This window comes from Rudaea sp., from assembly GCF_036383415.1.
Classification (GTDB): domain Bacteria; phylum Pseudomonadota; class Gammaproteobacteria; order Xanthomonadales; family Rhodanobacteraceae; genus Rudaea.
Genome location: NZ_DASVOK010000404.1, coordinates 1 through 4,074, shown reverse-complemented (window position 1 = coordinate 4,074; position 4,074 = coordinate 1). Strand labels below are relative to the sequence as shown.

Below are 4,074 nucleotides of genomic sequence, written 5' to 3'. Positions count from 1 at the left end.
AGCGGTGCCGCGAGCATGCCGGCTGCGGCGCCGAGCGCGCCACCGATCGTGAACAGCGGCGCGAGGGTGCCGCCCGAGGTGCCGCTTCCGAGCGCGATCACCCACGACAGGAATTTCATCGCGCAAAGGAGCATCAGCGCGTTGAGCGCGAAGCCGCCCGAGACGATCTGCTCGATGTTGGTGTAGCCGACGCCGAGCGTCAGCGGCGCGAACCAGCCGACCACGCCGACCGCGAGTCCACCGAGCGCGGGCCACCACATCCAGTGGATCGGCAGGTGATCGAACGCATCCTCGACCGCGTACACCGCGCGCGTGACGCCGACGCTGACGAAGCCGAGCAGCGCGCCGAGCGCGACATAGAACAGCAGCGCACCGGCGCCCGGATTGGCCACCTGTGGCATCGCGAACACCGCCTGCGAGCCGACCATCGCGTAACGGATGCCGGTCGCCGTCGTTGCCGCGAGCGCGACCGGAATCAGCGAGCGCGGACGCAGTTCGAACAGCAGCAGTTCGACCGCGAGGATCACCGCCGAGATCGGCGAGCCGAATATCGCGGCCATGCCGGCAGCTGCGCCCGAGGCGAGCAGCGTCTTGCGCTCGATCGCGGTGACGTGCATGAGCTGGCCGATCAGCGAACCGAGCGCGCCGCCGGTCGCGATGATCGGGCCCTCCGCGCCGAACGGGCCGCCCGTGCCGATCGCGATCGCCGAGGACACGGGCTTGAGAAAGGTGATGCGCGGCGGAATGCGGCTCTGGTTGAGCAGCACCTGTTCCATCGCCTCGGGAATGCCGTGGCCGCGGATTGCCGCCGAGCCCCAGCGCGCCATCGCGCCGACGATCAGTCCGCCGACAATGGGAACCGCGATCACCCACAGGCCGAGATGATGTCCGGCTGGCGAGGTCAACTCGGTCGACCAGCGGCCGTAGAAGGCGAGGTTGGTGACGATGCCGATCAGCGCGGTCAGCCATTGTGCGATCAGGGCGCAGGCGGCGGCGAGCAGGATCGCGATCAGCGAGATCAGCAGCACTCGACTATCGAGTTGCACTGATTTGCGCGGGACGCGCGCCGCGGCCAACACGTCGCCGAGGCCAGGTGATACCGGCAGCGGATCGCTCGCGTTCGACAGCGGACGCGGAGGAGGGGCGGAAAGGTCGGTCATGGGCGTGCGGCGGGCGACGGGCGGCGCAGGATAAACCTCGTTGTCGCAGCCGTAAATCTGCGCCGCAGCCGCGCCGGAATCAGGCGCGCCGCCGGTTCTTCGGCAGATGGTTCATGAGGAACTCCATCTGGTCGGCAAGGATGTTGCGATTCGACAGGATCAGATGTTCGACCCAGCTCGGCCGGTAAGGCACGGCCAGCAGCGGCATGCCGGCCTGCTGCGGCGTGTGGCTGCCCTTGCGGATGTTGCAGGCGAGGCAGGCGCTGACGACGTTCTCCCAGGAGTCACGGCCGCCTTTGGACAGCGGCACGACGTGGTCGCGCGTCAGCTCGCCACGCGAGAAGTGTTCGCCGCAGTAGAGGCAGAGCATGCGGTCGCGCGCAAACAGCGCGGCGTTGGTCAGCGCAGGCGCGGGATCGACCGCGTGCAGGCGCGCGTGGCCGCGGCTGGCGACGATCGGGTGCAGGTCCAGTGTCGATTGCTCGCCGGTCTCGCGGCTAGTGCCGCCGTGGATCGTCAGGCAGGGATTGCCGAGCGTCCAGGAAACCGCGTCGCGCACATAGAGGCAGACCGCGTCCTGCCAGGAAATCCAGTCGAGGATGCGGCCGTTGGAATCGAGCGAAAGCACGCGCGTGGCATGGATGTCGCTGACCTTGCGCGGTTCGAACAGGGCCATGCGGTCGAGTTCGAGATTCGGAGATTTCGTCGGGACGACTTGTGATCTATGACTCGGCATCCGGTGTCACCAATGGCGCCAACAAGCGGACTTGGGCGATTCGCTGCCAAACGATCGTATCCGGGGAGGCAGCATAGCCGAATTTACGCAAATTTTGCGAATTCCCGATGACGCCGCTCAGACCGGGACGAGATCGAACGCGATCGTCAAACGCGTATCGTCGCCGCCGAACGGCACCGTGCCGTGCCAGAAATACGACGGGAACAGGGCGAGCAGGCCGGGTTCGGGGCGGATGAAATACTCCGGTTCGAGCCTGGGTTGTGTCGGATAGCCCGGCTCGCCGAACTTGAGGAAACCTTCGCGGCCGGGGTTGTCGCCGGCGACCGCGCGCGGCAGTTCGATGTAGCACGCGGACGACAGCCAGCCCTGCGGATGCACGTGGTTGGTGTGATAGCCCCGCGCGTTGAGGCGTACCGACCAGATGCCGGCGATCTTGTACGCACCCGTGTTGCGTCGGCGCAGCGGATCGCCGCCATGGCCGATCGTTTCGATGTGGCGATGGATCGGCCCATCGATCGCGCTGAAGAACGCGCGGATCGCCGGGTCGTCGATATCGAGCAAATTCTGCGCGGTTTGCGAACCGTGGCGCAGCGACTGGTTGAGGGGATGAGCGCGCGACGTATGCAGCCGCTTAAGGCTGACGGCAAGGTCGGCGAGGTAGGCGCGCAGGTCGTTCCAGCCCGTCGGCGTGTCGATGGTCCAGCCGCGCGCCATCCCGGCGTAGTCGCAATAGCCGGCATAGCGCGGATCGCCGAGCAATCGCCACGCCGTGGTCTGCATGGCGATCAGATGCTGATCGTCCGGCGCCGTGCGCAGCAGCGATTCGGTGCGTTGCAGAGCTTCCACGGCATCGCCTGCGCCGAGCAGCGCGTTGATCATCACGCGCTCGCTGGACGGCCCTGGAGCCAGTTGCTGCGCACGTCGCGCATAGGCCAGTGCGCGCGGCGCATCGGCCTTGAGCGCGGCCCGACTTGCTGCCATGAGCAAGCCGGGGTCGGAATTGCCCGCATCGAGGCAGGTCTCGAAGAAAGCCAATGCTCCTTGCGCGTCTCCGGCGCCGTCGAGCAGATTCATCTTGACCGAGATCAGGGCGTTGTCGCGAGGGTACTGCGCCAGCGCGCGATCGAGATATTCTGCCGCCGCGGCGACGTCACCGCGGCGCACCCAGATCAACTGGGCCAGGTTGTTGTGCGCGTCGGCGAATCGTGGGCGCTCGCGCACGATGTCATGCAGCAGCGCCTCGGCCTCCTCTAGTCTGTTTTCGTCGACAAGGGCGTGTGCCAGCAGGTGGCGGGCCTCGGGCGTGGCTTCACCCTTCGCGATCGCGCGGCTTGCGCTTTGACCTGCCTCGGAATGGCGGCCCGCGAGGTCGAGTGCGCTGGCGAGGAAGAACTCGGCTTTCGCGTTGTCGGGTGCAAGCTCGACGATGCGTCGACAAGTTGCGATTGCCTCTTCATGGCGCTGCAGCGCCACGAGCGCGACTGCGCGCTGGTGCAGCAGGTCGGGGTCGGCATGCGTATCCTGCGCGGACGCTTCGGTCAGGTCGACGACTTCGCCGTACCGGTCCGATGCGTTGAGCAGGCGGGCGAGCAGGCGGTCGGCGCGCAGATAGCGGTTGGCGCACGTGGCGGCACGACGCAGCGCGTGTTCACCCTCGTCGGCACGGCCCGAGTCAATGAGCAGTTCGCCGAGCGCGCACTGCACCGGCGCCCATTCCGGATCGATCGCCGCGGCTTGGCGCAGCACGCGTTCGGCGCCGGCGCGTTCGCCCAGCCCGAGCATCGCACCCGCGAGCAGGCGCTGCGCTTCGACGAAGGTCGGCGCCGCGCGTACCGTTTGCTCCAGCAATGCACGTGCGGCAGCGAAATTGCCGGATTGCAGCAGCGCCGAGGCGCGCTGCATGTGTTGCACGATCGCGGGAGGCGGAGGGGCCACTCGCTGCTAGCGGACCGGCTTGACCATGCTCAGGATCTCGACGCCGAAGCCGTGGTGTTCGTACAGCCTGCGCGCGCGTTCGTTGTTCGGAAACACGCCGAGGGTGAGGAAACGGCAGCGATGTTCCTTCGCCCATTCGTCGGCAAAACGCAGCATCGCGGCGGCGACGCCGCGGCCTTCGTGCTCAGCGGCGACGACGAGATCGGAGATGTGGCAGTTGAGCGCGCCGGTGAAGAAGTCCTT

General features: G+C 67.3%; 4 protein-coding genes. All 4 read right to left on the bottom strand.

Annotation, left to right across the window (positions count from 1 at the left end; all coding sequences use genetic code 11):
• The coding region (locus VF497_RS14795; RefSeq protein WP_330890057.1) for a chloride channel protein at positions 1 to 1,160 on the bottom strand (1,160 nt) is incomplete at its 3' end.
• Between the two features lie 79 nt (positions 1,161 to 1,239).
• Positions 1,240 to 1,836 carry an HNH endonuclease gene (locus VF497_RS14790; protein WP_018974858.1) on the bottom strand — a complete coding sequence of 199 codons (597 nt, stop codon included), beginning with the start codon at positions 1,834 to 1,836 and terminating at the stop codon, positions 1,240 to 1,242.
• A gap of 177 nt (positions 1,837 to 2,013) precedes the next feature.
• Positions 2,014 to 3,798: a tetratricopeptide repeat protein gene (locus VF497_RS14785; RefSeq protein WP_330890053.1), complete on the bottom strand. Its 1,785-nt coding sequence runs from the start codon at positions 3,796 to 3,798 to the stop codon at positions 2,014 to 2,016.
• A 39-nt stretch (positions 3,799 to 3,837) separates the two neighbouring features.
• On the bottom strand, positions 3,838 to 4,074 hold a 237-nt coding region (locus VF497_RS14780), incomplete at its 5' end, for a GNAT family N-acetyltransferase (RefSeq protein WP_330890051.1).

What these genes read in the sequence shown, in the direction of transcription:
- VF497_RS14785 (WP_330890053.1), bottom strand. Translation starts at nt 3,798, where the DNA reads ATGCAGCGCGCCTCGGCGCTGCTGCAATCCGGCAATTTCGCTGCCGCA.
- VF497_RS14790 (WP_018974858.1), bottom strand. Translation starts at nt 1,836, where the DNA reads ATGGCCCTGTTCGAACCGCGCAAGGTCAGCGACATCCATGCCACGCGC.